We start from the raw sequence: 2,233 nt of genomic DNA, 5'->3' as shown, positions 1-2,233 counted from the left end.
TGAACCACGATTGATTAGGGCTTTGTTGTACTGTTTCCAGTTAGTTGTTTTGTAACGAGGTTTCGGCATAAGGCTACGATGATTAATGGATGTAGCCGATCAGATCGTAACTTCCTGATTTAGTTCCATCGAATTACGCAACAAAGCCCATTTTATGGTGACATGTCCCTAGACAAATATGATTAATATCTTTTATTGAAAGAACACTAATTTTTAATAAAAAAGACTAATTATACGTTATTTGCTAATATAAGAAGCAGGAATTCGAATATCAGAATGATTGATATCTAATCGATCATTTAAAGCATCGTGGATTAAATAGACACCATCATAACCAAATCTAAAAGCATCTTGCTTGAGGTAGCCAGCTAACGCTCTATTATTTAGGCTTTCCTTAATATATTCACTCTCGTCAAAACCAATATGTACTACTGTAGAAGCTAGAGAAAGCAGTCTACGCTCAGCAATCACGCCAGTAGTAGAAGTATCGTTTGGGGTGAATATTCCATTGATATTGGATATAGCGCTTAGTACAGCGCTGATTGTAGCTCTTGATTCTCCAACTCGAGTTCCGACGTAAGGAGCTGCAATAATATTAAGACCAAGTCGAACAGATTCATCAATGAAACCTTGCTCTCTTTTATCTGTTGATTCAATACCCTTTTTTACTCGAAACAAAACGACATCACCTTTACTATCTAAGTGTTGAGTCATTATTCGAGCGGCTAAGACTCCGGCTTGATAATTATCAGTAGTAACGGAAGCAAGCCTTGATCCGCCAAAATCACGATCGAAATAAATTACGGGAATATTCTGAGATAAATAGAGATTAATCGCAGAGTTTAGACTGATATCTGCTGGCGCAACTAATATGCCGACACAATTGTGAGATTTCATCAAAAAACTTAACGCTTCAATCTGGCTCTTGCTATCTTTGTCGTTTACAGTGCCCCTTATATACAGTGTGTAACCTAACTCCTCACTGGCTCTTCTGGCGCCATCTATGGTCTCAGCCCAAAAATCCCTAGTAGGGCTACCAGAAATAACCATAACCAAACATGACTTACCCGAAGCAAAGACGTATGGGCAAAAAAACACTATAATCAAATTTAATATCGAAGTAATTAGTAGTTTGTACATAATTGCATTCTATCTAAGTTAAGTCATTGTTTTAATCATCATGTCACAGCTATTCACTAAGAAGATACAAAAGCAAATAGTAATTGTGATATCACATAATAATAGTAGTAATTTATTATAAGTACATTGGTTAGATTAAGGCTTAATATCACAATTATTGTTTAGGCCCTTAAACAGCAGTTTTGCTCCAACTTCTTCAATCTCAGATTTATTCAATACTGCTCCATCAAGGTAGGAACCTATATTCCTGATTCTTCTTCCATTTTTCTATATGATACCCGAAGAATATTTAAGTCTGTAAACAATACAAGAAGAATTAACAGCAATAACTTGGTTGTTACCAAAATTCGTTGTGACGCCACTTTCTCATGTAACAATAACTTTATAACCTAAAATTACACAGAATTTATCATCGTCTACTCCACACTAATCCAGCAATCAATTGCTATTTAAACTAACTTTGCAAAGTCCACCCTATTGGATAACGTAGATGCTTCACGGTATAGGTTTCCAGTAATGGCCTGAACATAAGTTATCAATCAAGTGGACTTTGGTACAATTCAAAATAACATAACCATAATTGGCAAAAAATCACAATTAACCGACCTGAATCCGTAATCAAAATAATAGTTTTTATGATCCCTGCCTTTATATATCTAGGAGAATTTTCACGCCAAAAACCATATAATAACAAACTATCAGAGTTTAAAATAAAAAGTGCATTTCAAATAAAAATGTCATAATTAATAATATATTACAGACTAGTATACTTATTTTTCATCCTCGTATTTCATACCTTTACACCAATAACCAAACCCGCCATCACTCTATACTTTCTGCTATTAAAAATAACCTAATCCGTATTTTTCAATAGTAAATTTAGATATCAACATTAAATATAATATTTATTTTATCTTTAAAATTAAATTCACATACAATATAAGAGGCTTTGTTGCGTAATTCGATGGAACTAAATCAGGAAGTTACGATCTGATCGGCTACATCCATTAATCATCGTAGCCTTATGCCGAAACCTCGTTACAAAACAACTAACTGGAAACAGTACAACAAAGCCCTAATCAATCGTGGTTCA

Annotated in this window: 1 protein-coding gene; it reads right to left on the bottom strand. The window is 34.1% G+C overall.

What is annotated here, in order from left to right:
- Positions 1-237 precede the first annotated feature (237 nt).
- A complete protein-coding gene (locus EES38_RS21580; RefSeq protein WP_124939274.1) occupies positions 238-1,140 on the bottom strand; it encodes a substrate-binding domain-containing protein in 903 nt (300 codons plus the stop codon).
- Positions 1,141-2,233: the final 1,093 nt, after the last annotated feature.

The organism is Vibrio viridaestus, assembly GCF_003856525.1.
Taxonomy (GTDB): Bacteria; Pseudomonadota; Gammaproteobacteria; order Enterobacterales; family Vibrionaceae; genus Vibrio; species Vibrio viridaestus.
Note: the sequence above shows the minus strand (reverse complement) of the source record. Positions and strands in the feature narration are given on the sequence as shown.